Annotated in this window: 29 protein-coding genes and 1 pseudogene; all 30 read left to right on the top strand. The window is 66.5% G+C overall.

Going from position 1 to position 26,611, the window contains the following annotated elements:
* Positions 1 to 146: 146 nt before the first annotated feature.
* The 30 genes and pseudogenes from WA950_RS04375 to WA950_RS04520 all read left to right on the top strand — a co-directional run bounded on the left by WA950_RS04375 (position 147) and on the right by WA950_RS04520 (position 26,588).
* Positions 147 to 698 carry a hypothetical protein gene (locus WA950_RS04375; protein WP_424550455.1) on the top strand — a complete coding sequence of 184 codons (552 nt, stop codon included), beginning with the start codon at positions 147 to 149 and terminating at the stop codon, positions 696 to 698.
* Complete coding sequence (locus WA950_RS04380) at positions 667 to 2,151, top strand: DNA-packaging protein (RefSeq protein WP_424550456.1); 1,485 nt, start codon at positions 667 to 669, stop codon at positions 2,149 to 2,151. Before WA950_RS04375 ends, WA950_RS04380 begins: the two co-directional genes overlap by 32 nt.
* A 13-nt stretch (positions 2,152 to 2,164) precedes the next feature.
* Positions 2,165 to 2,779: a glycoside hydrolase family 19 protein gene (locus WA950_RS04385; protein ID WP_424550457.1), complete on the top strand. Its 615-nt coding sequence runs from the start codon at positions 2,165 to 2,167 to the stop codon at positions 2,777 to 2,779.
* Between the two features lie 56 nt (positions 2,780 to 2,835).
* Positions 2,836 to 3,972, top strand: coding sequence for a phage portal protein (locus WA950_RS04390; RefSeq protein WP_424550458.1), 1,137 nt, complete (start codon positions 2,836 to 2,838; stop codon positions 3,970 to 3,972).
* A 237-nt stretch (positions 3,973 to 4,209) separates the two neighbouring features.
* A complete protein-coding gene (locus WA950_RS04395; protein WP_424550459.1) occupies positions 4,210 to 4,518 on the top strand; it encodes a DUF6107 family protein in 309 nt (102 codons plus the stop codon).
* Positions 4,519 to 4,564: 46 nt separating this feature from the next.
* Positions 4,565 to 5,122: an HK97 family phage prohead protease gene (locus WA950_RS04400; RefSeq protein WP_424550460.1), complete on the top strand. Its 558-nt coding sequence runs from the start codon at positions 4,565 to 4,567 to the stop codon at positions 5,120 to 5,122.
* Positions 5,123 to 5,138: 16 nt separating this feature from the next.
* Positions 5,139 to 6,389 carry a phage major capsid protein gene (locus WA950_RS04405; protein ID WP_424550461.1) on the top strand — a complete coding sequence of 417 codons (1,251 nt, stop codon included), beginning with the start codon at positions 5,139 to 5,141 and terminating at the stop codon, positions 6,387 to 6,389.
* Between the two features lie 119 nt (positions 6,390 to 6,508).
* The gene (locus WA950_RS04410) at positions 6,509 to 7,078 is read left to right on the top strand and encodes a head-tail connector protein (protein WP_424550462.1); all 570 of its coding nucleotides are present in this window, start codon (positions 6,509 to 6,511) and stop codon (positions 7,076 to 7,078) included.
* Positions 7,078 to 7,410 carry a phage head closure protein gene (locus tag WA950_RS04415; protein WP_424550463.1) on the top strand — a complete coding sequence of 111 codons (333 nt, stop codon included), beginning with the start codon at positions 7,078 to 7,080 and terminating at the stop codon, positions 7,408 to 7,410. Before WA950_RS04410 ends, WA950_RS04415 begins: the two co-directional genes overlap by 1 nt.
* Positions 7,407 to 7,814, top strand: a complete 408-nt coding sequence (locus WA950_RS04420) for a DUF3168 domain-containing protein (protein ID WP_424550464.1) — start codon at positions 7,407 to 7,409, stop codon at positions 7,812 to 7,814. The genes WA950_RS04415 and WA950_RS04420 overlap by 4 nt, the downstream gene beginning before the upstream one ends.
* A gap of 27 nt (positions 7,815 to 7,841) precedes the next feature.
* Complete coding sequence (locus WA950_RS04425; RefSeq protein WP_424550465.1) at positions 7,842 to 8,249, top strand: phage major tail protein, TP901-1 family; 408 nt, start codon at positions 7,842 to 7,844, stop codon at positions 8,247 to 8,249.
* Entirely contained in the window at positions 8,249 to 8,605 is a 357-nt protein-coding gene (locus WA950_RS04430) for a gene transfer agent family protein (RefSeq protein ID WP_424550466.1), read from the top strand. The genes WA950_RS04425 and WA950_RS04430 overlap by 1 nt, the downstream gene beginning before the upstream one ends.
* Positions 8,602 to 8,826 (top strand): rcc01693 family protein, encoded by a 225-nt coding sequence (locus tag WA950_RS04435; RefSeq protein WP_424550542.1) that lies wholly within the window; start codon positions 8,602 to 8,604, stop codon positions 8,824 to 8,826. The genes WA950_RS04430 and WA950_RS04435 overlap by 4 nt, the downstream gene beginning before the upstream one ends.
* Positions 8,810 to 9,358, top strand: coding sequence for a phage tail tape measure protein (locus WA950_RS04440; protein WP_424550467.1), 549 nt, complete (start codon positions 8,810 to 8,812; stop codon positions 9,356 to 9,358). The genes WA950_RS04435 and WA950_RS04440 overlap by 17 nt, the downstream gene beginning before the upstream one ends.
* Positions 9,359 to 9,414: 56 nt before the next feature.
* On the top strand, positions 9,415 to 10,050 hold the full coding sequence (locus tag WA950_RS04445; RefSeq protein WP_424550468.1) for a phage distal tail protein, Rcc01695 family: 636 nt from the start codon (positions 9,415 to 9,417) through the stop codon (positions 10,048 to 10,050).
* Positions 10,047 to 10,937, top strand: coding sequence for a DUF2163 domain-containing protein (locus WA950_RS04450; protein WP_424550469.1), 891 nt, complete (start codon positions 10,047 to 10,049; stop codon positions 10,935 to 10,937). The genes WA950_RS04445 and WA950_RS04450 overlap by 4 nt, the downstream gene beginning before the upstream one ends.
* Positions 10,930 to 11,370, top strand: a complete 441-nt coding sequence (locus WA950_RS04455; protein WP_424550470.1) for an NlpC/P60 family protein — start codon at positions 10,930 to 10,932, stop codon at positions 11,368 to 11,370. The genes WA950_RS04450 and WA950_RS04455 overlap by 8 nt, the downstream gene beginning before the upstream one ends.
* A gap of 3 nt (positions 11,371 to 11,373) precedes the next feature.
* Positions 11,374 to 15,208: pseudogene (locus tag WA950_RS04460) on the top strand (baseplate multidomain protein megatron).
* A gap of 12 nt (positions 15,209 to 15,220) precedes the next feature.
* A complete protein-coding gene (locus WA950_RS04465) occupies positions 15,221 to 15,427 on the top strand; it encodes a hypothetical protein (RefSeq protein WP_424550471.1) in 207 nt (68 codons plus the stop codon).
* A 92-nt stretch (positions 15,428 to 15,519) separates the two neighbouring features.
* On the top strand, positions 15,520 to 15,771 hold the full coding sequence (locus tag WA950_RS04470; RefSeq protein ID WP_424550472.1) for a hypothetical protein: 252 nt from the start codon (positions 15,520 to 15,522) through the stop codon (positions 15,769 to 15,771).
* A 52-nt stretch (positions 15,772 to 15,823) separates the two neighbouring features.
* Positions 15,824 to 16,495, top strand: coding sequence for a response regulator transcription factor (locus WA950_RS04475; RefSeq protein ID WP_424550473.1), 672 nt, complete (start codon positions 15,824 to 15,826; stop codon positions 16,493 to 16,495).
* On the top strand, positions 16,485 to 17,903 hold the full coding sequence (locus WA950_RS04480) for an ATP-binding protein (protein WP_424550474.1): 1,419 nt from the start codon (positions 16,485 to 16,487) through the stop codon (positions 17,901 to 17,903). The genes WA950_RS04475 and WA950_RS04480 overlap by 11 nt, the downstream gene beginning before the upstream one ends.
* Positions 17,904 to 18,011: 108 nt before the next feature.
* On the top strand, positions 18,012 to 18,446 hold the full coding sequence (locus WA950_RS04485) for a hypothetical protein (RefSeq protein ID WP_424550475.1): 435 nt from the start codon (positions 18,012 to 18,014) through the stop codon (positions 18,444 to 18,446).
* A 115-nt stretch (positions 18,447 to 18,561) separates the two neighbouring features.
* Positions 18,562 to 19,701: a c-type cytochrome biogenesis protein CcmI gene (gene ccmI, locus WA950_RS04490; protein WP_424550476.1), complete on the top strand. Its 1,140-nt coding sequence runs from the start codon at positions 18,562 to 18,564 to the stop codon at positions 19,699 to 19,701.
* Entirely contained in the window at positions 19,698 to 20,147 is a 450-nt protein-coding gene (ccmE, locus tag WA950_RS04495; RefSeq protein ID WP_424550477.1) for a cytochrome c maturation protein CcmE, read from the top strand. Before ccmI ends, ccmE begins: the two co-directional genes overlap by 4 nt.
* Entirely contained in the window at positions 20,144 to 22,129 is a 1,986-nt protein-coding gene (locus WA950_RS04500) for a heme lyase CcmF/NrfE family subunit (protein WP_424550478.1), read from the top strand. Before ccmE ends, WA950_RS04500 begins: the two co-directional genes overlap by 4 nt.
* Positions 22,126 to 22,593, top strand: coding sequence for a cytochrome c-type biogenesis protein (locus WA950_RS04505; protein ID WP_424550479.1), 468 nt, complete (start codon positions 22,126 to 22,128; stop codon positions 22,591 to 22,593). Before WA950_RS04500 ends, WA950_RS04505 begins: the two co-directional genes overlap by 4 nt.
* Before the next feature lie 127 nt (positions 22,594 to 22,720).
* The gene (locus WA950_RS04510) at positions 22,721 to 24,286 is read left to right on the top strand and encodes a Do family serine endopeptidase (protein ID WP_424550480.1); all 1,566 of its coding nucleotides are present in this window, start codon (positions 22,721 to 22,723) and stop codon (positions 24,284 to 24,286) included.
* A gap of 189 nt (positions 24,287 to 24,475) precedes the next feature.
* On the top strand, positions 24,476 to 25,159 hold the full coding sequence (locus WA950_RS04515) for a response regulator transcription factor (RefSeq protein ID WP_424550481.1): 684 nt from the start codon (positions 24,476 to 24,478) through the stop codon (positions 25,157 to 25,159).
* A gap of 4 nt (positions 25,160 to 25,163) precedes the next feature.
* Positions 25,164 to 26,588, top strand: a complete 1,425-nt coding sequence (locus tag WA950_RS04520) for an ATP-binding protein (RefSeq protein ID WP_424550482.1) — start codon at positions 25,164 to 25,166, stop codon at positions 26,586 to 26,588.
* The last annotated feature ends 23 nt before the right edge of the window (positions 26,589 to 26,611 follow it).

Here is a 26,611-nt window from a genome sequence, read left to right on the forward strand (position 1 = left end):
AGTCGGAAAGGTGCGGGCGGAGGGATCGCCGGGCTTTTCGGAGGCTGGAAGGTTTGGCGGTATCCGCCCGCGGCCGGCTCTACAGGAATATTTTGACAGGCGCTCGTTCCATCCGGACCGGGCGCTTTTTCATTTTCGGGTGTGCGATGGAAACGGATCTGGCGATCGATATCGAGCTGTTCGGCGTCCTGCCGGAGCCGGCGGCCTATGACGGCCTTGCCGGGTGGCGCGCGGATTTCACGGGCGGGGCGGCGGCGGTGCTCGATACCAAGGCCGCAGCGCCCGGCGATCCGTTCCTCGACATGCAGGCCATGCTGCTTGAAATGACCAAGGAGCTGCGCGAGCGCTTCCAGCGCTTCCAGAGCCAGAAGGTGCTGGCCGAGCGCGATGCGGACGCTGCCGACGACGAGGCCTTGCGCAAGGCGGCGCAGACCGACGCCAAGGCGGCGATCGAGGCGGTCTCGCTGATCGTGCGCACGCTGGAGAAGATCGACAGCCTGCAGCGCACGCTGATCGCCGAGCGGGCGGAGGCGGAAGCCATGGCGGGCGAGCCCGGGGACGAGGCGGCGCTGGCGGAGGAATTCGAGCGCCTTGTCGAGGAGCGGGTAGAGGACCGGATGAATGCGGCGAAACAGGACTGGATGCGCGAATTCGGGACTGGCGGCGATGCTGCCGCGCGAGCGGAAAGCGGGCCGTAGGGAATGCCTGGCCCAACGGGCGATCCGGCGCAAGCTCGACAAGACGATGAAGAAGGCGGCTGCGGGCTTGCGGATGATCGAGGAACAGCGGGCGCGAACGGATTTTGACAGGACTGCCGACGCGCTGGAGGCCGAGCTTCGGCAGCGGCGTGCGGGTATTTCCGATCCCCAAGCTTCTCCTGATGGGGAGGCAGGCCCTGCCGATGCGGGCGAGCCTCGAAAGCGGACAGGCTTCCATAGCTGGCGGCAATCGCGCGAATGGCGCTTTACCTACCGCACCGCCCAGATGCCACCGAAAGGCGACTGGCGGGTCTGGCTTCTGATGGGCGGGCGCGGCTCGGGCAAGACGCGGGCGGGGGCCGAATGGGTGCATGCGCTGGCGCTGTCGCGGCCTGACATCCGCATCGCGCTGGTGGCCGAAACCCTCGGCGATGCGCGCGAGGTGATGATCGACGGCGTTTCCGGCATCTGCCGCATCGCCGGGCGCCTGCGGCCGGAATTCGAGACCTCGCGCCGGCGGCTCGTCTGGCCGAACGGCTCGATCGGGCAGATCTTTTCGTCGGAAGACCCGGAGAGCCTGCGCGGGCCGCAGTTCCATCTCGCCTGGTGCGACGAACTCGGCAAATGGAAACATGCGCAGGAGACCTGGGACATGCTGCAATTCGGCCTGCGCCTTGGTGACGATCCGCGCGTGCTGGTGACGACGACGCCCCGGCCGGTGCCGCTGTTGCGGTCGCTGGCGGGCGATCCGGGGACGGCGGTGCGGCGCATCGCGACCTCGGATAATGTGAAGAATTTGTCGCCGGGGTTTCTTGCGGCCATGGCGGACCGCTACGGCGGCACGCGGCTCGGGCGGCAGGAACTGGACGGCGAGCTGATCTGCGACCGCGAAGACGCACTGTGGAGCCGGGCGCAGCTGGAAGCGATCCGCCTCAGGCATGCCGGGCCGCTCTCGCGCATCGTCGTGGCGGTCGATCCGCCGGCGACGGCCTCAGCGGCTTCGGTCTGCGGCATCGTGGTCGCGGGGCTGGGCGGCGACGGGCGTGCCGTGGTGCTGGCGGACTGTTCGGTGACGGGCGCAAGCCCGGCGGGCTGGGCGGGCTCGGTGGTGCGCGCCTTCCGCCGCTTCGATGCCGACCGGGTCGTCGCCGAGGTCAACCAGGGCGGCGACATGGTGACGGCGATGCTGAAGAGCGTCGACGCCAACCTGCCGGTTGCGACCGTGCGGGCGACGCGGGGCAAGTTCCTGCGCGCCGAGCCGGTGGCGGCACTCTACGAGCAGGGGCGGGTGGCGCATGCCGGGGCCTTTGCGGAGCTGGAGGACCAGATGTGCGATTTCGGCCCGGACGGACTGTCCTCCGGCCGTTCGCCGGACCGGCTCGATGCGCTCGTCTGGGCGCTGACGGCGCTGGTGATCGACCGGCAGGGCGAGCCGCGGGTGCGCGGGATCTAGATTTTCAAGGAACATGGCGATGATCGAACGCAGGGCGTTTTTCGACGGCGTGCGCGCGGCCCTCTATGGCGGGCGGCTGCGCGGCGGGCAGGTGGAGGGACTGGCGGCGATCATCGACCGGTTCGAGCGGGGCGGCGAGACGGACGACAGGCGCTTCCTCGCCTATGTTCTGGCGACGGCGCATCACGAGACGGGCGGGCGCATGCAGCCGGTGCGTGAGACATTCGCCGCGACCGACGAGGCGGCCATCGCCCGTCTCGACCGGGCCTTTGCGGCCGGACGCCTGCAGCAGGTTTCCGCGCCCTATTGGCGGCAGGACGACACGGGCAAGAGCTGGCTCGGCCGCGGCCTGGTGCAGATCACCCACCGGCGCAACTATCAACGCATGGCGGAGCTGACGGGCATCGACCTTCTCGCCCGGCCTGAGCGGGCGATGGAGATGGCGGTTTCGGTGGAAATCCTCTTCACCGGCATGCTGCAGGGCGCCTTTACCGGGCGGCGGCTGGCGGATCATTTTTCACCCGGCCGGGCAGACTGGGTGGGCGCGCGGCGCATCATCAACGGGCTCGACCGCGCCGAAAAGGTGGCGGGGTACGGGCGGGCCTTTCTTGCGGCGCTGGGCGGATAGTGGATGAGGGGCTGCTTCCCGCAGGTATTCGCATTTTCACAGGAACCGAGGACATCATGAAGCTACCCTCCTTCTTCTCGCGGCGGCGCCAGATGGCGGCGGAAACCAAGGCGTCGGGCTTTTTCGCGCTGACGGCCGAGGGCCGGGCGCACTGGTCGAGCCGCTCCTATGCCTCGCTGTCGCGCGAGGGGTTCATGAAGAACCCGGTGGCGCACCGCGCGGTGCGCATGATCGCGGAGGCGGCGGCCTCCGTGCCGTGGCTGGCCTATGAGGGCGAGGCGGAGCGGCCGGACGACGCCCGGCTGGCACTGCTTGCCCGGCCGAACGGGCGCATGGCGGGCACGGATTTCTTCGAGACGCTTTACGGGCACCTCCTGCTCTCCGGCAATGCCTTCGTCGAGGGCGTGCGGATCGGCGAGGAACTGCGCGAGCTGCATCTGCTCAGGCCCGACCGGGTGCGCATCGTCGAGGGACGGGACGGCTGGCCGGAGGCCTATGAATACCGCACCGCCAACCATGTGCGCCGGCACAGGGCGGGCGATGGGCAGGCGATCCTGCATCTGAGGCTCTTCCACCCGCTCGACGACCAGCTCGGTTTCGCCCCGCTGGAGGCCGCCTCCATGGCGCTGGACCTCTCCAATGCGGCGGCGATCTGGAACAAGGCGCTGCTCGACAATTCGGCGCGGCCCTCCGGGGCGCTGGTCTACCAGCCGAAGGAGGGCGGCAATCTTTCGCCCGACCAGTACGACCGGCTGAAGAGCGAGCTGGAGGAGGGCTATTCCGGCCCGGCGCGGGCCGGGCGGCCGATGCTGCTGGAAGGCGGGCTCGACTGGAAGGCGATGGGGCTCAGCCCCCGGGAGATGGATTTCGTGGAAGCAAAGAACGGCGCGGCGCGCGACATCGCGCTCGCCTTCGGCGTGCCGCCCATGCTGATCGGCATTCCCGGCGATGCGACCTATGCCAACTACCAGGAGGCCAACCGCGCCTTCTGGCGGCTCACCGTACTGCCGCTTGTCAGCCGCACCGCGGCGTCCTTCGCGGCCTGGTTTTCCGAGGAGGGCGAAGCGTTGCGGCTGGTGCCGGACCTCGACCAGGTGAACGGGCTGGTGGCGGAACGCTCGGAACTGTGGGCGCGCATGGGCGCGGCGGCGTTCCTGAGTGACGAGGAGAAAAGGCGGGCGGTGGGATATTGAGCGGGGGCGTCGCCCGGTGATTGGTCAGGAAAAACAGGTGCCTGCGTCGCGGGCATGATTCACTTTGCCGCCTGCCGGATTCAATCCGTGAAGTCCTTGAATCGGTTTTCGAAGAATACGGGACAAGGGATTCAAAAGACTCGAAGATTTCCCATCGCTGGCCCGCGTGAGCCGGCGATTTCCGGCCGACTGCGGCCGAACCTTCTGGATTTAGATAATAATCTGAAAGGCTTAACAATGGCTGACTTCGGAAACGACGGCGGGCTTTGGACGGCCCGACTGCTCGGCGCGTCCGCGGGCGCTGCCGTTTCGCTCATCTATCTGCTTCCCAGGAGCCGCCGCGAGGCGGCCTGCCGGTTCTTCACCGGCCTTGCCTGCGGCCTCGTCTTCGGCGGGCCGGCCGGGCTTTGGATCGCGGTCAGGCTCGGCATTGCGAGCTATCTCGGGCCGGCGGAGGTGCTGCTGACCGGTTCAGCGGCGGCGAGCCTTTCGGCCTGGTGGGGCCTCGGCGTGCTGGCGCGGCTGGCCGAACGGCTGCGGGAATAGGCGACGGCGGCTGCCGGCCTTCCCTTTCACATCATCGGAGAGAGCAATGATAACCGACGACCTGCCGGTCTGGCGGACGAAGAAATATGCCGATCTGACGCTCCAGGGCGTTTCCGGCGACGGGGTGTTTTCCGGCTATGCCAGCCTCTTCGGCGAGGTGGACCTCGGCAAGGACGAGATCGCGCCCGGCGCCTTCGTCCGCTCGCTGGAAAAACGCGGCGCCGCCGGCGTGCGCATGCTCTTCCAGCACGATCCGGCCGAGCCTATCGGCCGCTGGCGCAAGATCCGCGAGGATCAGCGCGGGCTCTATGTCGAGGGCGTGCTGTCGCCCGGCGTGGCCCGGGCCCGCGAGGTGCTGAACCTCATGAAATCCGGCGCGCTCGACGGGCTTTCCATCGGTTTCCAGACGGTGCGTTCGAGGACCGAGCGGGCAAGCGGGGTGCGCCGCATCCTGGAGGCGGACCTCTGGGAAATCTCGATCGTCACCTTTCCCATGCTGACCTCGGCGCGGGTGTCGAACGTGAAGAATGCGCGGTGGTTCCGCGACAGGGAAACGGAGCTCGTGCGCATCATGCGCCGGGCGGCCCGGATGCTGAAATGCTAACGGAGAAGAGCAGGACATGACCGAGACCATGAAGACCGCGCCGGAAATCAAGGCCGTGCCGGAAACGATGACCGCCGCCTTCGACGACTTCATGGAGGCCTTCGAGGCCTTCAAGGAGACGAACGACCGCAGGCTCGGCGAGATCGAGCAGAAAATGACCGCCGACGTGGTGACGCGCGACAAGGTGGACCGCATCAACCGCGCCATGGACGAGCACAAGCGCGTGCTCGACCAGCTGGCGCTGAAGAAGGCGCGCCCGGCGCTCGGGGGCAGCGGCGAGGGCGGCATCGAGGCGGCGGAGCACAAGGCGGCATTCTCCGACTATATGCGCCGGGGCGACGAAAGCGCGCTGCGGGCGCTCGAGGGCAAGGCCATGTCGGTCGGCTCGGCGGCGGATGGCGGCTATCTCGTGCCGCCGGAAACAGACACGGAGATCGGCCGCCGGCTTTCCGCCGCTTCGCCCATCCGCGCGCTTGCCACGGTGCGGCAGGTTTCCGGCGCGGTGCTGAAGAAGCCGTTCGCGACGAGCGGAATGGCCGCCGGCTGGGTGGCGGAAACGGCCGTGCGGCCGCAGACCAATACGACCCAGCTTGCCGAACTCTCCTTCCCGACGATGGAACTCTACGCCATGCCGGCGGCGACCGCCGCGCTGCTCGACGATGCGGCGGTGGATGTCGAAAGCTGGATCGCCTCCGAGGTCGACATGGTCTTCGGCGAGCAGGAGGGCACCGCTTTCGTTACCGGCGACGGCACCAACAAGCCGAAGGGGTTCCTCAGCTACACCAATGTCGCCGATGCCAGCTGGAGCTGGGGCAATCTCGGCTATATCGCCACCGGCACGGCGGGCGCCTTCAAGGCGAGCGGGCCGTCCGACACGCTGATCGACACGATCTATGCGCTGAAGGCCGGGCACCGGCAGAATGCCAGCTTCGTGATGAACCGGAAGACGCAGAGCGCCATCCGCAAGTTCAAGGATGCGGACGGCAACTACCTCTGGCGTCCGCCGGCAACGCCCGGCCAGGCCGCCTCGCTGATGGGCTTTGCCATCGCCGAAGCCGAGGACATGCCGGACGTGGCGGCCGACAGCTTCTCCATCGCCTTCGGTGACTTCCGCGCCGGCTATCTCGTCGTCGACCGCACGGGCGTGCGCGTGCTGCGCGACCCGTATTCCGCCAAACCCTATGTGCTGTTCTACACGACCAAGCGTGTCGGCGGCGGGGTGCAGAACTTCGAGGCGATCAAGCTGGTGAAGTTCGCGGTGAGCTGAGCTGAGCTTTCTTCCCATGCGTTTCCTTGCACCGGCGGTCGTCCCCTGACGCCGGTGCCGCGGGCGCGGTTTTCCTCCCGGCCGCGCCCGCATCCCCTTTCTTTCCGGACAGGATGATCATGACCATCGCCGAACTCTTGCCGCCGGCCGGCGAGCCGATCACGCTCGCCGAGGTGAAGGCGCATCTGCGCCTCGATACGAACGACGAGGACGGGCTGCTGACAGCGCTCATCCGCACGGCGCGCGACCATCTGGAAGACGAGACGGGGCTGTGCCTCATCGCGCGGCCAATGCGCCTCTATCTCGACGGCTGGCCTGCCGGAAAAGTGATTCAGATTGCCAGAGGGCCGGTGCAAACCATTGAACTGGTGACGGTTTACGACGCTGACGGCACGCCGGTGGAGGCCGATACGACAGGCTATGTGCTCGACGGCACGGCGCGGCCGGCGCGGCTTCTGCTACCCGTGCACCCAGCGACGGAACGTGCCGTCAACGGCATCGAGATCGATTTCACCGCCGGTTTCGGCGAGAGCGGCGCGGACGTGCCGGACACGCTGAAGCGGGCGATGCTGCTGCATGTCGCGGCGATGTTCGAGCTGCGTGGGGTCCTCTCCCTCGATGACCAGCCGGGCGCGGTGCCGCAGGGCTATGACCGGCTCGTCGCGCCGCATCGCCTGAGGAGGCTGTGATGGCGAAACACCTCGACCCCGGCCAGCTCAACATGCGTCTTACGCTGGAGCGGCCGGACGAAACGCCGGACGGGCAAGGCGGCGTCAGCGTGGGCTTTGCCGCGCTGGCGACGCTGTGGGCGCGCATCGAGCCGGTCGCCGCACGGGCGGACGAGGCGGCGGGCACGCTGCCGGTGACGGTGACGCACCGCATCTGGCTGCGGCGACGCAGCGACCTTGCCGGTGGCATGCGACTGCGCAAGGGCGCGCGGCGTTTCGCCATCCGCGCCTTCCGCGATCCAGACGAGACGGGGCGCTACACACTCTGCGACTGCGAGGAGATCAAGCCATGAGCGCGGCATCGGCCCTGCAGACGGCGATCTTCGCCCGGCTTTCCGGCGATGCGGCGCTGACGGCGCTTGTCGGCGCGAGCGGCATCACCGACCGCCGGCTCGCCGAGCCCGCTTCGCCGCTGGTGGTGATCGCCGGCATCGAGAGCATCGACCATTCGACCGCCACGGAGGCCGGCGAGGCGCATGTGGTGACGCTTGAGGCCTGGTCAGAGGCGGCGGGTCACCGGCAGGCACAGGCGATTGCCGCTGCGATACGCGCGGCGCTGCACGACGCGCCGCTGGCGCTGGCCGGTCACCGGCTCGTGCTCATCCTCCATCGCGACACGCGGCTGCGGCGCGACGGCAAATCCCGCTTCCACCGCGCCGAGATGCGGTTCCGGGCGGTGACGGAGCCGGATGTCTAACCAGATTTAACGGAAAGGGACCTTGCCATGGTGGCACAGAAGGGGCGGGAACTGCTGCTCAAGATCGACAACGGAGCGGGCTTCGTCACGGTTGCCGGGCTTCGCTCGAAGCGGCTGTCGTTCAATGCCGCGCTGGTCGACGTGACGGATGCGGAATCGGCCGGGCGCTGGCGCGAGCTGCTTGGCGGGGCCGGCGTGCAGCGCGCGGCGGTTTCCGGCAGCGGCATCTTCAAGGACCAGGCGTCGGACGCGCTGGTGCGCGCGCAGTTCTTTGGCGGAACGATTGCCGGCTGGCAGATCGTCATCCCGGATTTCGGGACGGTCGCCGGGGTGTTCCAGATCGCGGCGCTCGAATATTCCGGCGTGCATGACGGCGAGGTGCTGTTCGAGATCGCGCTGGAATCGGCCGGGTTGCTCACCTTCGGAGCGCTGTGATGGGCGTGCGGGCAAACCGGCATCGCGGCGAGATCGAGGCGTTCTTCGATGGCGAGCGGCGGGTGTTGTGCCTCACGCTGGGGGCGCTCGCCGAACTGGAAACGGCCTTTGCCGTCGACAGCCTGGAAGGGCTTGTCGAGCGCTTTTCCAGCGGCCGCCTGAAGGCCGACGACCTGATCCGCATCATCGGCGCCGGGCTGCGCGGCGGCGGCAACCTGTTCAGCGACGAGGACGTGGCGGCCATGGCCGTGGCGGACGGGCTTGCAGGCTTTGCACGCATTGCCGCCGAGTTGCTGCAGGCGACCTTCGGAAACGGAGAAGCTTCGCCAAACCCTCCGCTGCCGCATCCGGCCTGAGCGGCACGGACGCCGCCTTTCCCTGGAAGGCGGTGCTTCATGCCGGGCTGTGCCGGATGCGGCTTTCCACAAAGGATTTCTGGGCGATGACGCCGCGCGAGCTTGGCTATGCACTCGGCCTCCTGCGGCCCTCGCCGAAAGTGCCGGGGCGGGCTTCGCTTGCCGCGCTGATGCTGACCTTTCCCGATGAGGAGCAAGTGAACCATGGCGAACCCGGATGACGCGCCCTTTTCCAATCCGCTGGCCGGCACGCTCGACGATGCCGAACAGCTCTCGGCCATCTTCGACGACCTGGAGGCGCGCTCGCGCTCCTTCGGCTCGGCGCTGACCCATGCGCTGAAGGGCGCGGTGGCGGACGGCAAGGGGCTGGAAAGCGTGCTGCGCGGCCTTGCGCTGCGCATGAGCGACATTGCGCTTTCGGTGGGCCTGAAGCCGCTGGAGGGCCTGCTGACGTCCGGCCTTTCCAACGTGCTTGGCGGCGCAACCCCCTTCGCGAAAGGCGGCGTTGTGTCCTCGCCCACCTATTTCGGCAGCGGCGGTGGGCTCGGGCTGATGGGCGAGGCGGGTGCAGAGGCGATCATGCCGCTGAAGCGCGGGCCGGACGGAGCGCTCGGCGTCGCGGCCGAGGGCGGCGGCGGCGCGCGCATCGTGTTCAACGTGACGACGCCGGATGCGGCAAGCTTCCGCAAGTCCGAGGGCCAGATCGCGGCCATGCTGACCCGCGCCGTGGGGCGGGGGCAGCGGGGTTTGTGAAGGTGGCAGTCTGGGTGGCCCCTCATCCAACGCCGGGGCATTTTCGGAGATAGCGCATGGCAGGATTTCATGAGGTGCGGTTTCCGCTGCGCGTGGCGCTCGGCACCAGCGGGGGGCCGGTGCGGCGCACGGAGATCGTCAGCCTTTCCAACGGGCGGGAAAACCGCAATCGCCGCTGGCAGGATGCACGCCGCCACTATGATGCGGGTTCCGGCGTGCGCTCGATCGACGACCTTTACGCGGTCCTTGCCTTCTTCGAGGCGCGGGCCGGGCAGTTCCACGGGTTCCGCTTTCGTGATCCGGTGGATCACAAATCCTGCGCGCCGGCGGCAACGATCACCGCGCAGGACCAGTTCCTCGGGGACGCCGATGGCGCGACCGCGACGTTCCAACTGGTCAAGCGCTATGCGGATGCGGGCGGCGAGGCGGTGCGCCGGATCGACAAGCCGGTTTCGGGCACGGTGCTCGTTTCCGTGGCGGGCAGCCCGGTGCAGGCGGCCGACTACACCGTGGACAGCGCTGCCGGGACCGTGACGTTCAAGCCGGGCAAGATCCCGGCCTCCGGCGCGGTGCGGGCGGGTTTTGCATTCGACGTGCCGGTGCGCTTCGACACGGACCGCATCGACATCGACCTCGCGCAATTCGACGCCGGCCGCATTCCCTCCATCCCGCTTGTGGAGATCAAGCCATGAGAACCATTCCAGCCGGGCTTCAGGCCCATCTCGACGGGGAAGTGACGACGCTCTGCAACGCCTGGCGGGTGACCCGCCTCGACGGCACGGTGATGGGCTTTACCGACCACGATCACGACCTGTCCTTCGGCGGGCTGACCTATCTTGCCGCGAGCGGCTTTGCGGCGAGCGAGGCGGAGGACGGCAACGGGCTTGCCGCCGAGGGCGGCGATGTGTCCGGCGGCTTTTCCGCCGACACCATCCGCGCCGAGGACCTTTCCGCCGGCCGCTATGACGGCGCGAAGGTCGATGTCTACACGGTCAACTGGCAGGCTCCGTGGCAGCACCTGCTGCTGAGGACCGCGGAACTTGGCGAGGTCAGGCGCGAAGGCGGGCTCTTTCGCGTGGAATTGCGGCGCCTGACGCACCGGCTCGACCAGGTGCGGGGGCGCATCTACAGCCGGCATTGCGATGCGGTGCTGGGCGACGCCCGCTGCGGGTTGAACGTCGATGTTCCTGCCTTTCGCGCGACCGCCACGGTGAGCGCCGTGCCGGACGACTTGCATGTGCGGGTGACCGGGCTTTCCGGCTTTGCCGAGCGGTTCTTCCGCTACGGCGTGCTGACTTTCGAGAGCGGCGCGGCGGTGGGGCTTGCGGCGGATATCGAGGACCATCGCGCGGCGGGCGGGGAGGCCGAGCTGACGCTGTGGCTGCCGATGGCCGCGGGGATTGCCGTCGGCGACACGCTGCAGGTGACGGCGGGCTGCGACAAACGCTTTTCGACCTGCAAGGAAAAATTCGGAAACGGCCTGAATTTCCAGGGTTTCCCCCACATGCCGGGCAGCGACTTCAGCTACAGCTATGCCGATGGCCAGTCCGTGCATGACGGGAGCGCGCTCTATGAGTGAGATTTCCGGCGACCGGGTCGTCGCCATCGCGCGCGGTTTCATCGGCACACCCTACCGGCATCAGGGTTCGCTGAAGGGCGTCGGCTGCGATTGCCTCGGCCTCGTTCGCGGGGTGTGGCGCGAACTCTACGGGACGGAGCCCGAAATTCCCGCGCCCTATGCGCCGGACTGGGCGGAGCGCGCCGGCAAGGAGCGCCTGCTTGAAGCGGCGTTGCGCCATTGCGGAGCGGCCTTGCCGCTTTCGGCGCTCCGGCCGGGCGATCTCCTGATCTTTCGCTGGCGGGACGGCGTTGCGGCAAAACATGCCGGCATCGCCGCGCCGAACGAGCGGTTCATTCATGCCTACGAGCAGGCGGCGGTGATCGAATCGCCGCTGGTCGCCTGCTGGCGCCGTCGCATCGTCGGCGTTTTCCGTTTTCCGGAGCTTTCCTGATCCATGGCGACACTTCTCTTTCAGGCCGCCGGCGCGGCGCTCGGCAGCATCTTCGGCCCCTTCGGCGCGATTGTCGGGCGGGCGGTGGGTGCGCTTGCCGGCTCCGCCGTCGATCGCTCGCTCCTCGGCGGCACGAAGACCATCATCGGCCCCCGGCTGACGGATGCCCGCCTGCCGGGGGCCGACGAAGGCACGGCGATCAGTCGTGTCTACGGCACCGCCCGGATCGGCGGCACACTGATCTGGGCAACGCGCTTCGAGGAGCAGGTCCTCGTGGAGCGCGCTGGCGGCAAGGCGAGCGGCCCCAAATCCGAGAGCTACCGCTATTGCGCCAATATCGCCCTCGGGCTCTGCGAGGGACCGGTGGTCTCCTTTCGCCGCATGTGGGCGGACGGGCGGGAAGTCGACCTCTCGGCCGTGCTGATCCGCGTCTATACAGGCGCGCATACGCAGCCGCCCGATCCGCTGATCGAGGCAAAGCAGGGCGAGGGCAACACGCCGGCCTATCGCGGTCTTTCCTACATCGTGCTCGAGCGCTTTCCGCTCGATGCCTATGGCAACCGCATTCCCGTCATCCAGTTCGAGGTCATTTGCCCCATCGGCGCGCTGGAGGAGAAAATACGGGCGGTGACGGTCATCCCCGGTTCGACCGAGCATGGCTATGACCCGAACCTGGTGACGGATCGGCCGGGCGGAGGCTCGGGCCGGCATATCAATCGCAACATGATCCAGTCCTCGACGGACTGGCTCGCCTCCCTGGCCGAGTTGCAGGGTGTCTGTCCGAACCTCAAGAGCGTCGCGCTCGTCGTTGCCTGGTTCGGAACGGATCTGCGCGCCGGGGACTGCCGGATCGTGCCGGGCGTCGAGACCTATTCGCGCTCGCACGAAACGCGGCCGTGGCACGTATCGGGCATCTCGCGGCAGGACGCCTATCTGGTAAGCGAGAATGGCGGCGCACCCGCCTATGGCGGCACGCCCTCCGACAGAAGCGTGATTGCGGCGATCCAGGATCTCAGGGCGCGCGGCCTCAAGGTCTATCTCTATCCCTTTCTGATGATGGACGTGCCCGATGGCAACGGCCTGCCCGACCCCTATGGCGGGGCGGAGCAGGCGCCCTATCCGTGGCGCGGCCGCGTCACCTGCCATCCGCCTTCCGCCGACGGCACGAGCGCAGCGCGTGATCAGGTCCGGGCCTTCCTTGGCAGCGTCCATGCGGGGCACTTCACGATTTCCGGCGACAGTGTCGTGTCGCCCGCCGGTGACGAAGGCTATCGCCGGATGGTGCTGCACTATGCGCTGCTGGCGGAGGTGGCCGGCGGCGTCGACGGTTTCTTGATCGGCTCGGAAATGCGCGGCCTTTCGTTTCTACGTGACGATGAGGGGAGGTTTCCGTTCGTCGACGGGCTGTGCGACCTCGCCGGCGATGTGCGCGGGGTGCTCCGGCCGGACACCAAGATCACCTATGCAGCCGACTGGAGCGAGTATTTCGGCTATCACCCGCCGGGCGGCAGCGGGGAAGTCCGGTTTCATCTCGATGCGCTCTGGGCGCATCCCGCCATCGATGCGGTCGGTATCGACAACTACATGCCGCTTGCCGACTGGCAGGACGGCGACATGCTCGCCGGCAATCCGGACGGGTTCCGCCATGCGGAAGACGTGGTGGGCATGCGCGACATGCTCGGGCGCGGGGAGGGCTTCGACTGGTACTACGCCAGCGAAGCCGACCGGCGCGCGCAACCGGACGCCGATCACCGACGGGACGGCCGGAAAGCCCTGGGTATATCGCTACAAGGACCTCGCAAGCTGGTGGACGAACCCGCATTTCGACCGGGGCCCGGGCGGCGCGGAAGTGTCGAGCCCGACCGCCTGGGTGCCGCGTTCCAAGCCGATCTGGTTCACCGAACTTGGCTGCCCGGCCATCGACAAGGGCGCGAACCAGCCGAATGTCTTCGTCGATGCCAAGAGCGTGGAGAGCGCGCTGCCCTACCATTCCGGCGGAGGGCGCAGCGATTCGATGCAGCGGCGTTTCCTCGACGCCCATCACGAGTGGTGGCAGGGCAATGGGCCGGAGCCCGGCATGGTGGATCCCGACCATATTTTCCTGTGGACCTGGGACGCGCGGCCCTATCCGACCTTTCCGGAAAACCTTTCGCTCTGGGCCGACGGGGTCAACTGGCAGCGCGGTCACTGGTTGAACGGCCGGCTCGGCGCGGCCACGCTTGCCGATGTCATCGCGGCCATCCTCACCGATCACGGTTTCGCTGATTTCGACGTGTCCGGGGTCACGGGCGATCTGGCCGGTTTCGTGCGGGCCGACCAGGCCTCGGCGCGCGCGTTGCTCGAACCGCTATTGGAGGCATTCCAGATCGATGCACTCGAGGCGAACGGGCGGCTCACCTTCCGCTCGCGCCTGAAGTCCGCCTTGCCGGCGACAGAACTCGCCGTCCTTGCCGAACGACCCGACGAGGCGCTCTTCGAGGAGAGCCGGGGTCATATCAGCGACCTTTCGGGCGAGGCGATCCTCGATCATTTCGATGAGGCGCAAGCGCATATACGCGTCACCACCCGCTCCCGGCGCATGGCGGCAAATACGGATCGCGTGCTGCGCATGGCGCTGCCGGCCGTGCTGCATGCGGGCGCGGCGGCCGCAAGCGTCGAGACGGCCCTGCGCGACCAGCACGCCGGCCAGCGGCGCGTCAGCTTCCGCCTGCCGCCGACCGCGCTCGGCTTCACGCCCGGCGATGTGGTGCGGCTGGCCGACGGTCCGGCGGGCCACTTCCTGATCACGAGCATCACCGACGGGCTGGTGCGCGAAGTGGAGGCTCGCGGCATTGCGGCCGGCAACAGCGCAGCACCCGTATCGCAGGGCGGCGGGCGGCCGGTGGACGGGCCGGGACCGGCGGATGCCTTCGCCCCGGAGATCATCTTCCTCGACCTGCCGATCCTCGGCTCGGGTCCAGCACAGGATTTTGCCCGTATAGCGGCCTATGCGCGGCCCTGGCGCTCCATGGCCGTCTCCAGCTCCGACGGCAGCGAGGGGTATCGCACCCGGCTGCGCCTCGACCGACCGGCGGGGATCGGCTGGCTCACCGCACCGCTGGCCGCGGGCGTCGTCGGGCGTTTCGATGCCCTGCAGGCGGTCATGCTCGAGATGCCCTCGGGCGGGTTCGCTTCGGCCGATTCCCTCAGCGTCCTGAATGGCGCCAACCGCATCGCCGCGCGTGCCGCCAATGGAGGCTGGGAAATCATCGGCTTCCGCACGGCCAGCGAGATCGCACCGAAACGCTGGCGGCTGACCGGGCTTCTGCGCGGTCTGCACGGCACGGAGGACGCCATGGCGTCCGGGCATGCCGCCAATGGGCAGGTGGTGGTGCTCGATGACGCCGTCCAGCCGCTTGGCCTCGATGCGGAGGAGGCCGGACGCCCCTTCAACTGGATCATCGTTGCCTTCGGCGTTTCGGACGGGCAGGCCGGTCCCTTTGCCTTCGCCGGTGGCGAGCGTGCCCTGACGCCGCTTTCGCCGGTGCATCTGCGCGCCCGGCGCGGTGCGGACGGGATCGCCCGCTTTTCCTGGATACGGCGCGGGCGGATTGATTCGGACAACTGGCTTGCCGCCGAAATTCCGCTGGACGAGCCGGGCGAAGCCTACCGCATCGATATTCTCTCCGGGGGCGCGGTGGTGCGCAGCGCCGAGACGGCGACGCCCGAATATGCCTATCCGGCCGTCGAGGAGCTTGCCGATTTCGGCGCTCCGCAGGCCGCTCTTTCCATTCGCGTGCGCCAGCTTGGCCGCGCCGTGCCGCTCGGCCTGCCTGCCGAGGCCAGGTTCAACCTTTAGGAAGGAAACACCATGAACGATGTGAAAGCGTGGTACAAATCCCGCACAGTCTGGGGTGCGCTGGTCGCGATTTTCGCCTCACTCGCCCAGGCGGCGGGCGTCGAGGTGACGACCGGCGAGGCGGGCGAACTTGCCGATCTCATCGTGGCGGCGGTGGGTGCGGCCGGCGGTCTTATCGCGTTGATCGGGCGGATTTCGGCCCGCCGGCGGGTGATCTGACCGCCTGCCTTTTACTGTCCCCCATTCATTTGCCATTCAGCGTGGATCGTTTATTGCTTGCATCAGAATGATCCGCACCTGAAAGTATGTTCATGGCATCGCCACTTCTCATATCCGCCCTTGCAGCCAGTCTGATGCTTCCGGCACCCATCGAGTTGGGCACTGCACGGGATGTCGTCGAGGTGGCTGGCGACTGCAGCAATGCGGCCGCGCAGGTGGTGGCCCAGACTGGCGGCGAGCTTCTTTCCGCCGAGCCGAGCGGTGACAACTGCGTGGTGACCGTGCTTGTGCCCGGCAAGGGCAATGCCCGACCCCGCAAGATGACCGTGCGCGTACCGATGTAAGGCCGCCGGGCTTTTGAAACCGGCGTTGGAATAGCAGATAGAAAGAGGGCGAATGCGCATCCTGGTGGTCGAGGACGATGTCAACCTGAGCCGGCAGCTCAGCGAGGCCCTGAAGGAATCGGGCTACGTGGTGGACCAGGCCTTCGACGGAGAGGAGGGGCATTATCTCGGCGATACCGAGCCTTATGACGCCATCATCCTCGATATCGGCCTGCCGGAAATGGACGGCATCACCGTTCTCGAAAAATGGCGTGCCGACGGCAAGGCCACACCGGTCCTGCTGCTGACCGCCCGCGACCGCTGGAGCGACAAGGTGGCCGGCATCGATGCCGGCGCCGACGACTATGTGGCAAAGCCCTTCCATGTCGAGGAAGTGCTGGCGCGTATCCGGGCGCTGATCCGCCGGGCGGCGGGCCATGCGAGCCCCGACATCGTGTGCGGGCCGGTGCGGCTCGACACCAAGGGCTCCAAGGCGACCGTCAACGGCGAGACGCTGAAGCTCACCTCGCACGAATACCGGCTACTCTCCTATCTCATGCATCACATGGGTGAGGTCGTGTCGCGCACCGAACTGGTCGAGCATATGTACGACCAGGATTTCGATCGCGATTCCAATACGATCGAAGTCTTTGTCGGGCGGCTGCGCAAGAAGATCGGCGTCGACCTGATCGAGACCGTGCGCGGCCTCGGCTACCGGATGCAAGCACCGGCCAATGGCAAATAACGCCAGACGCTCCCGCTCGCTCACCTTCCGCGTCCTCGTCCTCGGTTCCCTCTGGGCCGCCGTTGCGCTCGTCGTCATCGCCATCGTCATTTCGACGCTCTACCGGCAGAGCGCGGAAAAGAGTTTCCGCGATCTCCTGCGCGCCCAGCTCTACAACGTCATCAACACCGTCTCGACGGGCGAGAACACACGGCTTGCCGGTACGCCGCAACTCGGGGACCTGCGCTTCTTCCAGCCGCAATCGGGCTGGTACTGGATCGTCGAGCCGATCGGCGGCGCGCTCGAAGGCGAGGCGCTGACCTCCTCTTCGCTCGGCACGGGCAGCATTCCCATTCCCGACACGGACAGCATTCCCTTCGACACGCGCTACGAGCGCTTCTACACGACCATCGATTCCTTCGGGAACGAAGTGGAAGTGGGCGAGACCGAAGTTGTGCTGGACGACGAGGGGCGCACGGCGCGCTTCCGCGTCGTCGGCAATCGCGACGTGCTGGAAAAGGATATCGATGACTTCTCCGGCAGCCTCTATCTCGCACTGCTCGGTTTCGGTATCGGCAGCCTGCTGCTCAACGCAGCGGCGATCCTCATCGGTCTGCGGCCGCTCGACCGGGCACGCAAAGCGCTCGAGAAAATCCGGGCCGGGGAGAGCGAACAGCTCGACGGTGATTTTCCAAGGGAAATCCTGCCTTTGGCAAGCGAAGTGAATGCGCTGATCGACAGCAACCGGCGCATCGTTGAACGTGCGCGCATGCAGGTCGGCAATCTCGCCCATTCGCTGAAGACGCCGATCGCGGTATTGCTCAATGAATCGCGCCACATCTCCGCGCCGCAGGGCGACCTCGTGAAAACGCAGGCCGAAGCCATGCAGAGCCAGGTCCAATCCTATCTCAACCGCGCGCGCATCGCCGCCCAGCGCGAATCGGTGCTTGCCCGCACCGAAACGCAGCCCGTGCTCGAGCGCCTGGTGCGGGTGATGCGGCGGCTCAATGTCGACAGGCAGTTTTCGCTGGCGGTCGATCCGCCGGGCCTCGTGCTGGCAATGGAGCAGCAGGACGTCGAGGAAACCGTGGGCAACCTTCTGGAAAATGCGGCGCGCCATGCCCGCACGACCGTCGCGCTGCGTGTCTGCGCCGCTCCGGGGGATGTGCGCGGCAGCGACGACGCGCGCAAGAGCTGGATCGTTATCGAGGTGGAGGACGACGGCCCCGGTCTCGAGCCGGACGAGATCCGCGTGGCGATGAAGCGGGGCAAGCGGCTCGACGAAAGCAAGCCGGGTACTGGGCTCGGCCTTTCCATCGTCAGCGAGATCGCGTCCGAATATCAGGGAACCTTCGGGCTTTCCCGCGGTTCCGATGGTGGGCTGCTCGCACGTCTCGTTCTTCCGGCCGTCACAAAGGATGTTGCCTGAGACCGCGGACAATGCAACAAGGGAGGGCTCGCGGTAATGAGGATCGCGGGATTGGCGAATTACGGTGCGGCTAGCCGCCCTTTGCGTGAAGAGAGACGGTCCCAGCGGATGAAGACGGGTTTGCGCGGCGCCTTTTTCCCACTCCTTCTGGCAACAGTAACAGTTTCGGGATGCACGACCACATCCGGCGGCAAGGGAGCGGCCGGTGGCATCATCGCGACCGGTCCGAAGAGTGCCGGCGTCTATATCACGGCGCTGCAGGGCGGCCTTGTAAGCCGCAACACGGCGGCGCAGCTTTCCAAGGCGGATATGCAGCGTGCGCTGGAGGCCGAGTATCGTGCGCTGGAAGCCGCCCCCGGCGGCCAGCCGGTCGTCTGGCAGGGCAAGGGTGTCGGCGGTTCTATCGTCGCGGCCGCGCCATACCAGGTCGGCTCGCAGAATTGCCGGCAGTATAGCCATACGCTGACGGTGGAGGGCCGCGACACCACGACGCGCGGCGCTGCCTGCCGCAATGCGGACGGCGCCTGGACGCCGCTTTCCTAGAATTGCCGGGTTCTTCCGGCATCGTCGTTTGACGGTTGCGGCGAAACGCCTCAAATTCGCGTCATCGACCCTTGGCCAATTGGAAACGTCCACGCATTCCAGTATTTGAACTGTCATGCTTTTCTGGATTCTTGTCGCCATCCTCACGGCAGCCGTAGCGGCCGTCCTTCTTCTCCCCCTGCTGCGACGCCCTGTGGCGGGCGCGGCCGACGCCAGCCATGACGTCGAGGTCTATCGCGATCAGCTCGAAGAACTGAAGCGCGACGAGGCGACCGGCCTCATCGGCCCCAACGAGGCAGAGCTTGCCCGCGCCGAGGTGGCGCGCCGGCTGATTGCTGCCAGCAAGGCCGAGGCGAAGGATCAGGCGAGCCCGGCGCGACGCCTCAACCGGCTGGCGCAGCTCTTCGTGGTCGTGGCGCTTCCCGCCATCGGGCTCTGTCTCTACCTCGGCACCGGCCGGCCGGATCTTCCGGCCCAGCCGCTCGCCGAGCGGCTTGCCAATCCCGGCAACGACATGAACATCCTGATTGCCCGGGCGGAGAGCCATCTGACGCGCAATCCCGAAGATGGTGCCGGCTGGGATCTTCTCGCACCTATCTACTATCGCAGCGGCCGGATGGAAGATGCGGCAAGAGCATTTTCCCATTCGATCCGCATCCTCGGGCCGACCACCGAACGGCTCGACGGTCATGCCGAAACGCTGATCGCGCTGTCGAACGGCATCGTGACGGAAGAGGCGCGCAAGCAGCTCGAGCAGTCGCTGGCGCTCAAGGGCGACAATCCGCGCGCCAAATTCTATCTGGCGCTGGCGCTGGAGCAGGAGGGCCGGAAGCCTGAAGCGCGCGCGGCCTTCGAGGCGCTGGCGAAGGAAACGCCGGCAGGCGCGCCCTGGCTGCCGCTCGTCAACCAGCACATCGCGGCACTCGGCGGCACGCAGGGCGGCGACACCGCCGGATCGCTCGGCAATCCGAGCACGGAAGACATGGCCGCCGCGCAGGACATGTCGACGGGCGACCGCCAGCAGATGATCGCGGGCATGGTGGACAGCCTTGCCGCGAAACTTCAGGAAAATCCCGACAATTTCGAAGGATGGATGCGCATCATCCGTTCCTATGTTGTGCTGGATCAAAGGCCAAAGGCCGAAGCGGCGCTACAGACGGCGCTGAAGACCTTCCCGGCGGACAGTGACAACGGCAAGCAGCTTCTGGCACTGGCCCGGGACCTATCGATTTCGGCTGAGGGCAGCGGACAATGACACGCAAACAGAAACGTCTGGCAGTGATTGGCGGCGGCGTCGCCTTCCTCGTGGTGGCGGTGCTGCTCGTGATGTTCGCCTTCAGCCAGTCGATCGCCTATTTCTATGTGCCCGGCGATCTCGCCAAGGCCAATGTAGCCCCCGGCACGCGCATCCGCCTCGGCGGCCTCGTCGAAAGCGGAACGCTCAAGCGCGGCGAGGGATCGACCATCACCTTCACCGTGACGGATACGCTGTCGACGGTGCCGGTGACCTATACGGGCATCCTGCCCGACCTTTTCCGCGAGGGACAGGGCGTGGTGGCGGAGGGCTCTTTCGGCACGGACGGATTGTTCGTCGCCGACACGGTGCTCGCCAAGCATGACGAGACCTACATGCCCAAGGACGTGGCGGACCGCCTGAAAGCGCAGGGCGTTGAACTCAGCGGCAAGGAAACGATCAAATGATCATCGAGCTTGGACACTATGCCCTGATTCTGGCGCTGGCGACGGTCATCGTCCAGTCGGTCCTGCCGCTGGTCGGCGCGATCCGCAACGACCGTTCGCTGATGGCCGTCGCGCCCGGCGCGGCCCTTGCCGGGTTCATGCTCGTGCTCTTCTCCTTCTCGGTGCTGACCTTCGCCTATGTCGTGTCCGATTTCTCGGTCGCCAATGTCTGGGAGAATTCGCATTCGCTGAAGCCGATGATCTACAAGATTACCGGCGTCTGGGGGAACCATGAGGGCTCCATGCTGCTCTGGCTCCTCATCCTCGTCTTCTTCAGCGCGCTTGTCGCGACCTTCGGCGCCAACCTGCCGGAGCGGCTGCGCGCCAATGTGCTGGCCGTGCAGGGTCTCATCTCCACTGCCTTCGCGCTGTTCATCCTGCTGACCTCCAATCCGTTCCTGCGCCTTTCGCCGGCGCCGGCCGAGGGGCAGGACCTCAATCCGGTGCTGCAGGATATCGGGCTGGCGATCCACCCGCCGCTGCTCTATCTCGGCTATGTCGGCTTTTCCGTCTGTTTCTCCTTCGCCATTGCGGCGCTGATCGAGGGACGGATCGACGCCGCCTGGGCGCGTTGGGTACGGCCCTGGACGCTTGCCGCCTGGAGCTTCCTCACCGCCGGCATCTCCATGGGCTCCTACTGGGCCTATTACGAGCTCGGCTGGGGCGGCTGGTGGTTCTGGGATCCGGTGGAAAACGCCTCGTTCATTCCTTGGCTTGCCGGCACGGCGCTGCTGCATTCGGCGATCGTCATGGAAAAGCGCGAAGCGCTGAAGATCTGGACCGTCCTGCTGGCGATCCTCACCTTCTCCATGTCGCTGCTCGGCACTTTCCTCGTGCGTTCCGGCGTGCTGACATCGGTGCACGCCTTCGCGACCGATCCGACGCGCGGTGTCTTTATCCTCGTCATCCTCATCATCTTCATCGGCGGGGCGCTCTCGCTCTTCGCCTTCCGGGCGGCGACGCTGAAGGCCGGCGGGCTCTTTGCACCGATCTCGCGTGAAGGGGCACTGGTTCTCAACAACCTGATCCTGACGACCGCAGCAGCGACGGTCCTGACCGGCACGCTCTATCCGCTGGTGCTGGAAGCGCTGAGCGGCGAGAAGATTTCCGTCGGGCCGCCCTTCTTCAACCTTACCTTCGGCCTGCTGATGCTGCCGCTGCTGCTGGCGGTGCCGTTCGGCCCGCTGCTTGCCTGGAAGCGCGGTGACGTCTTTGCCGCCGGCCAGCGGCTGTTCGCGGCGGTCGCAATCGGGCTCGCGCTGGCTGCGGTGGTTATCTACATCCAGAACGGCGGACCCATTCTCGCCTATCTCGGCATCGCCCTCGGGTTCTACATGATTGCCGGCTCCGTCACGGACCTCTGGCTGCGCGCCGGTATCGGCAAGGTTGCGAACAATGTCGCCTTCCGCCGCTTCATCGGCCTGCCGGGCTCGGCTTTCGGCACCGCGCTTGCCCATATCGGCGTCGGCGTCACGGTTATCGGCGTGATCGCCGTCACAGCCTTCGAGACCGAGCATGTCGTGGAAATGAAGCCCGGCATGCAGATCGAGGCCGGCGGCTACACGCTGACCTTTGACGGCATGCGCCGCGGGCAGGGGCCGAACTATTCGGAAGAATCCGGTCACTTCACCGTGGCGCGCAGCGGCGTGATCGTCACCGACGTCTGGTCCTCCAAGCGCTTTTATACCGCGCGGCAGATGCCGACGACGGAAGCCGGCATCCGCACCTTCGGGCTCAGCCAGCTCTACGTTTCGCTTGGCGATGCGATGGCCGACGGCGGTATCGTCGTTCGCGTCTGGTGGAAGCCGATGATCCTCTGCATCTGGATCGGCACGCTGATCATGATGGTGGGCGGCACCGTCTCGCTCTTCGACCGTCGCCTGCGCGTCGGCGCGCCACAGAAGGCGCGCAAGGTGAAAGCCGCGCTGGAGGCAGCCCAGTGATCCGCCGCCTGCTGCTTGCCACCGCCTTTCTGCTCGCCGCAGCCCCGGCCTTCGCGGTCAATCCGGACGAGGTGCTTGCCGACCCGGCGCTGGAAGCGCGCGCGCGTGCGCTTTCCACACAGCTGCGATGCATGGTCTGCCAGAACCAGTCGATCGACGATTCGAATGCGGAGCTTGCCCGCGACCTGCGCCTTCTGGTGCGCGAGCGGCTGACGAACGGCGACAGCGATGAGGCGGTCATCGACTATGTCGTCTCCCGCTACGGCGAGTTCGTCCTGCTCAACCCGCGCCTGCGCGGCGAGACACTGCTGCTGTGGGGCGCGCCGATCGTGCTCTTCCTTGCCGGGGCGACGGCCATGATTCTCTTCGTGCGCAAGCGTGGTGGAAAATCGACCGGAACGCCGCTTTCCGAGGCGGAAAAGGCCGAGCTGGAGCGCGCGCTCAAGCAGGATCAGGGCGCATAGCGCCGAAAATTCTCCAACATTACGAAAAATTCATGCTGTGGATAGTGTGCCGTAATGTGAAGCGGCCTATCTCTTTGTCATCGGTTGCCGAACGCAACCCCAGAAAGTTAGAGAAAAGGTGCAAAGAATGTCCAAGATTTCAGCATTCCGTCCGGGCCTCAAGACCGTACTGAAGGCGACCACCGTCGCCGGGCTTGCGGCCGTCATGCTTGCGACCGGCATTCCCGCGCGCGTTACCGAAAGTTTTGCGGAAGCCGTTTCCGTCGAAGCGCCGCAGGTCGCGAGCTTTGCCGATGTCGTGCAGGCCGTCTCGCCGGCTGTGGTTTCCGTTCGCGTCCAGTCCGACGTCAAGCCGGCCAGCGACGAGAGCAATTTCAGCTTCAATTTCGGTGGTCGCGGTTTTGACGACCTGCCCGATGATCACCCGCTGAAGCGTTTCTTCCGCGAATTCGGCGGCCAGGACCAGATGCATGGCGACCGCGGTCAGGATCGCCGCTTCGGTGACCGTCGTGGCCCCGGCCGCAAGCCGCATCTGCGCCCGACCGCGCAGGGCTCCGGCTTCTTCATCTCTGAAGACGGCTATATCGTCACCAACAACCACGTCGTCAACGATGGCTCGGCCTTCACGGTCGTCATGAATGACGGCACCGAGCTCAAGGCTTCGCTCGTCGGCAAGGACAGCCGCACGGACCTTGCCGTGCTGAAGGTCGACGAGAAGGACAAGCGCAAGTTCACCTATGTGAGCTTTGCCGATGACAGCCAGATCCGCGTCGGCGACTGGGTCGTTGCCGTCGGCAACCCGTTCGGCCTCGGTGGCACGGTAACGGCCGGCATCATCTCGGCTCGCGGTCGCGATATCGGCTCCGGCCCGTATGACGACTATCTCCAGGTGGACGCTGCCGTGAACCGCGGCAATTCGGGCGGCCCGACCTTCAACCTCAACGGTCAGGTCGTCGGCATCAACACTGCGATCTTCTCGCCCTCCGGCGGCAATGTCGGCATCGCCTTCGCAATTCCGGCCACCGTCGCCAAGGGCGTCGTCGGCGACCTGATGAAGGACGGCAAGGTCGACCGTGGCTGGCTCGGCGTGCAGATCCAGCCGGTAAGCCGCGATATCGCCGATTCTCTCGGCCTTGCGGATGCCGCCGGTGCGCTGGTCGTCGAACCGCAGACCGACTCCCCCGGCGCCAAGGCCGGTATCAAGAAGGGCGACGTGATTACGGCGCTCGACGGCGAACCGGTCAAGGATCCGCGTGATCTCGCCCGCCGCGTGGCTGATATCGCACCGGGCAAGACGGTCGATGTGGCGATCTGGCGGGACGGCAAGTCGCAGAACGTTCCGGTCGAGATCGGCACGCTGGCCGGCGAGCAGATCCAGGCTGCGACAGGCACGGACGAAGCCGCCCCGGAACAGGAAAGCAGCGAGCAGGCGCTTGCCGATCTCGGCATCTCGGTCACGCCCGGCGACAACGGCCTGACGGTCTCTTCCGTCGACCCGGACTCCGACGCCAGCGACCGCGGCCTCAAGGAAGGCGATCGCATCACCTCCGTCAACAACCAGGCTGTGAAGTCTGCCGACGAGGTTCTGAAGGTGATCGATGGCGCCCGTAAGGACGGCCGCTCCAAGGCGCTGTTCCAGATCGAGACCAAGGATGGCAGCCGCTTCCTGGCGCTGCCGATCGACCAGGGCTGATCGGCTCCGCACATTTGTCTGACGGCGCCGCGAGATCGCAAGGTTTCGCGGCGCTGCCGTATCCGGCAAGGCTCTCCAAAGGCAATTCCGGTGAAAACCGGATCACCGCAATTGCTCTATGAGTTTGTTTTTGCCGCATTATTCGACGCTCTAGCCAAGCCCCGCTGAACATGCTGTAAGGTCCGTACGATGAAGATATTGATTGTGGAAGACGATCTGGAGGCGGCCGCCTATCTCTCGAAGGCCTTTCGCGAGGCGGGCATCGTGCTCGATCATGCCAGCGATGGCGAAAGCGGCCTCTTCCTTGCGACCGAGAACAGCTATGACGTGCTGGTCATCGACCGCATGCTGCCGCGCCGCGACGGCCTGTCGCTGATCTCGGAGCTGCGCCGGCGCAACATTCATACGCCCGTGTTGATTCTCTCCGCCCTCGGGCAGGTGGACGACCGGGTGACGGGCCTGCGGGCCGGCGGTGACGACTATTTGCCCAAGCCCTACGCCTTCAGCGAGCTTCTGGCGCGCGTCGAGGTGCTTGGCCGCCGCAAGGGAACGCCGGAACAGGACATGGCCTACCGCGTCGGCGATCTCGAACTCGACCGGCTCTCCCACACCGTCAAGCGAGCCGGCAAGGAAATCATCCTCCAGCCGCGTGAGTTTCGCCTGCTCGAATATTTGATGAAGAATGCGGGGCAGGTGGTGACGCGCACCATGCTTCTGGAGAATGTCTGGGACTATCATTTCGATCCGCAGACCAACGTCATCGACGTTCATGTCTCGCGGCTGCGCTCGAAGATCGAGAAGGACTTCGACCAGCCGCTGCTGCGCACCGTGCGCGGCGCCGGATACATGATGAAGGACGAGGCGGCGGGTTGATCCCATGCAGCGATTGCTCGGCCGGCTGACCGCCCTTTACCGCACCACCGCAGTGCGCCTTTCGGCGCTCTATCTCCTGTTGTTCGCCGCCGGTGCGGCCTTCCTCGTCTTCTACGTCTCGTCCATGTCGGAAGGGCTGCTTCAGCAGCAGATGCGCGATGCCGTGGCGCAGGAAACCGAGCAGATCGAGCGGATCTTCGACAGCAGCGGCATGAACGGCCTCCTGCGCACGCTGGAACGGCGCGCGCGCCAGCCGGGCGCCAACCTCTATATCATCGCCAGCCCGACCGGCGAGGTGCTGGCCGGCAACGTGGCGTCGATCCAGCCCGGTGTGCTCGACACGGAAGGCTGGACGGAAACGCCGTTCCGCTACCAGCGCTACCAGGAAGAGGCGCGCGGCGGCAAACGCCCGATGGCCTATGCGCAAGTCATCCTGCTCTCCAACGGACTGCGCGTCCTCGTCGGGCGCGATCTCGGCGAACCGGAGAACTTCCGCAGGATCGTGCGCCAGGCGCTGATGGTTGCGCTCGGCGTCATGGGCGTCGGTGCCCTCGCCATCTGGTATCTCATCGGACGCAATGCTCTGAAGCGCATGGACCGCATGTCGGGGGCCAGCCAGCGCATCATGGCGGGCGATCTCTCCCAGCGCCTGCCGACGAGTGGCTCCGGCGACGAGTTCGACCGGCTGTCCGAATCGCTCAACACCATGCTCGGTCGCATCGAGAAACTGAACGAGGGCCTCAAGCAGGTTTCCGACAATATCGCGCATGACCTGAAGACGCCGCTGACGCGCCTGCGCAACAAGGCGGAAGCAGCGCTTGCCGGCGGCGAGAATGCCGAGTACCGCACGGCGCTCGAGGAAATGATCGGCGAATCCGACCAGCTCATCCGCACCTTCAATGCGCTTCTGATGATCTCGCGGGTCGAGGCGGGGCAGGCGCCGGCCGAAATGAGCACCATCGACGTCAGCGGCATCGCCCTCGACAGCACGGAGCTCTACGAGCCGGTGGCCGAGGATAGCGGCCTCCGGCTCGTCACCGAGATCGCGGAGGGCATCGAGATCAAGGGCAACCGCGAGCTCGTCGGCCAGGCGCTCGGTAACCTAATCGACAATGCGATCAAATATGCAGAAGGCAGCGACGGCGAGCCGGATATTCGTGTGTCGCTGGCGCATCGCGATGGCGATGTCGTGCTTTCCGTCGCCGATTCCGGCTCAGGCGTGCCGGAAGAAAAGCTGGATGAGGTGGTGAAACGCTTCGTGCGCCTCGATGCCAGCCGCTCCAAGCCCGGCACGGGGCTGGGTCTGTCGCTCGTCGGCGCCGTCATGGAGATGCATCATGGCCGGTTGGAGCTGGGTGCAACGCATCCCGAACGGGAAAACAATCGGGGGCTGACCGTCAGGATGGTTTTCCCCATCCGTCCGGACTGATACACCTCCTCGGTAAAAAGCCG

Origin of the sequence: Shinella sp. (assembly GCF_049651085.1) — a bacterium.
Taxonomy (GTDB): domain Bacteria; phylum Pseudomonadota; class Alphaproteobacteria; order Rhizobiales; family Rhizobiaceae; genus Shinella.

What these genes read in the sequence shown, in the direction of transcription:
- WA950_RS04375 (WP_424550455.1), top strand. Translation starts at nt 147, where the DNA reads ATGGAAACGGATCTGGCGATCGATATCGAGCTGTTCGGCGTCCTGCCG.
- WA950_RS04380 (WP_424550456.1), top strand. Translation starts at nt 667, where the DNA reads ATGCTGCCGCGCGAGCGGAAAGCGGGCCGTAGGGAATGCCTGGCCCAA.
- WA950_RS04385 (WP_424550457.1), top strand. Translation starts at nt 2,165, where the DNA reads ATGGCGATGATCGAACGCAGGGCGTTTTTCGACGGCGTGCGCGCGGCC.
- WA950_RS04390 (WP_424550458.1), top strand. Translation starts at nt 2,836, where the DNA reads ATGAAGCTACCCTCCTTCTTCTCGCGGCGGCGCCAGATGGCGGCGGAA.
- WA950_RS04395 (WP_424550459.1), top strand. Translation starts at nt 4,210, where the DNA reads ATGGCTGACTTCGGAAACGACGGCGGGCTTTGGACGGCCCGACTGCTC.
- WA950_RS04400 (WP_424550460.1), top strand. Translation starts at nt 4,565, where the DNA reads ATGATAACCGACGACCTGCCGGTCTGGCGGACGAAGAAATATGCCGAT.
- WA950_RS04405 (WP_424550461.1), top strand. Translation starts at nt 5,139, where the DNA reads ATGACCGAGACCATGAAGACCGCGCCGGAAATCAAGGCCGTGCCGGAA.
- WA950_RS04410 (WP_424550462.1), top strand. Translation starts at nt 6,509, where the DNA reads ATGACCATCGCCGAACTCTTGCCGCCGGCCGGCGAGCCGATCACGCTC.
- WA950_RS04415 (WP_424550463.1), top strand. Translation starts at nt 7,078, where the DNA reads ATGGCGAAACACCTCGACCCCGGCCAGCTCAACATGCGTCTTACGCTG.
- WA950_RS04420 (WP_424550464.1), top strand. Translation starts at nt 7,407, where the DNA reads ATGAGCGCGGCATCGGCCCTGCAGACGGCGATCTTCGCCCGGCTTTCC.
- WA950_RS04425 (WP_424550465.1), top strand. Translation starts at nt 7,842, where the DNA reads ATGGTGGCACAGAAGGGGCGGGAACTGCTGCTCAAGATCGACAACGGA.
- WA950_RS04430 (WP_424550466.1), top strand. Translation starts at nt 8,249, where the DNA reads ATGGGCGTGCGGGCAAACCGGCATCGCGGCGAGATCGAGGCGTTCTTC.
- WA950_RS04440 (WP_424550467.1), top strand. Translation starts at nt 8,810, where the DNA reads ATGGCGAACCCGGATGACGCGCCCTTTTCCAATCCGCTGGCCGGCACG.
- WA950_RS04445 (WP_424550468.1), top strand. Translation starts at nt 9,415, where the DNA reads ATGGCAGGATTTCATGAGGTGCGGTTTCCGCTGCGCGTGGCGCTCGGC.
- WA950_RS04450 (WP_424550469.1), top strand. Translation starts at nt 10,047, where the DNA reads ATGAGAACCATTCCAGCCGGGCTTCAGGCCCATCTCGACGGGGAAGTG.
- WA950_RS04455 (WP_424550470.1), top strand. Translation starts at nt 10,930, where the DNA reads ATGAGTGAGATTTCCGGCGACCGGGTCGTCGCCATCGCGCGCGGTTTC.
- WA950_RS04465 (WP_424550471.1), top strand. Translation starts at nt 15,221, where the DNA reads ATGAACGATGTGAAAGCGTGGTACAAATCCCGCACAGTCTGGGGTGCG.
- WA950_RS04470 (WP_424550472.1), top strand. Translation starts at nt 15,520, where the DNA reads ATGGCATCGCCACTTCTCATATCCGCCCTTGCAGCCAGTCTGATGCTT.
- WA950_RS04475 (WP_424550473.1), top strand. Translation starts at nt 15,824, where the DNA reads ATGCGCATCCTGGTGGTCGAGGACGATGTCAACCTGAGCCGGCAGCTC.
- WA950_RS04480 (WP_424550474.1), top strand. Translation starts at nt 16,485, where the DNA reads ATGGCAAATAACGCCAGACGCTCCCGCTCGCTCACCTTCCGCGTCCTC.
- WA950_RS04485 (WP_424550475.1), top strand. Translation starts at nt 18,012, where the DNA reads ATGAAGACGGGTTTGCGCGGCGCCTTTTTCCCACTCCTTCTGGCAACA.
- ccmI (WP_424550476.1), top strand. Translation starts at nt 18,562, where the DNA reads ATGCTTTTCTGGATTCTTGTCGCCATCCTCACGGCAGCCGTAGCGGCC.
- ccmE (WP_424550477.1), top strand. Translation starts at nt 19,698, where the DNA reads ATGACACGCAAACAGAAACGTCTGGCAGTGATTGGCGGCGGCGTCGCC.
- WA950_RS04500 (WP_424550478.1), top strand. Translation starts at nt 20,144, where the DNA reads ATGATCATCGAGCTTGGACACTATGCCCTGATTCTGGCGCTGGCGACG.
- WA950_RS04510 (WP_424550480.1), top strand. Translation starts at nt 22,721, where the DNA reads ATGTCCAAGATTTCAGCATTCCGTCCGGGCCTCAAGACCGTACTGAAG.
- WA950_RS04515 (WP_424550481.1), top strand. Translation starts at nt 24,476, where the DNA reads ATGAAGATATTGATTGTGGAAGACGATCTGGAGGCGGCCGCCTATCTC.
- WA950_RS04520 (WP_424550482.1), top strand. Translation starts at nt 25,164, where the DNA reads ATGCAGCGATTGCTCGGCCGGCTGACCGCCCTTTACCGCACCACCGCA.